We start from the raw sequence: 278 nt of genomic DNA, 5'->3' as shown, positions 1-278 counted from the left end.
CCGTCCAGGTAGCCCAGCAGCTGCTGCTGAGATTTAAGGGGCGTTGGTTTGCTGATGTGCTTCTGACGTCGTTTTGCAAGTCTGCACGAGCGGCAGCAGTTGCGCTCGCGGTTGAGGATCTGGGTAGTTTTATTCGCAAAGGCTCGGATGCGTCGGTAAGCAACAATCGTTACTTCAACCCGCGCACGCAGTTTTACTTGAAACAGATCGGCAGCACGCTGAAGCAGTATTGCCAGTGCCTGGACCAGGAACTTCTATTCGCTATTCGTTCAGCGCAG

The 278-nt window shown here is 54.0% G+C and carries 1 protein-coding gene; it reads left to right on the top strand.

Annotated elements, in window-relative coordinates; genetic code table 11:
• Positions 1-278: hypothetical protein (locus SB679_RS23900; RefSeq protein WP_410704735.1), on the top strand; the 278-nt coding region annotated here is incomplete at both ends.

Origin of the sequence: Chryseobacterium sp. SIMBA_029 (assembly GCF_046535275.1) — a bacterium.
Taxonomy (GTDB): Bacteria; Bacteroidota; Bacteroidia; order Flavobacteriales; family Weeksellaceae; genus Chryseobacterium.
The sequence above is the reverse complement of the archived record's forward strand: the minus strand, read 5'-3'. Positions and strand labels throughout refer to the sequence as shown.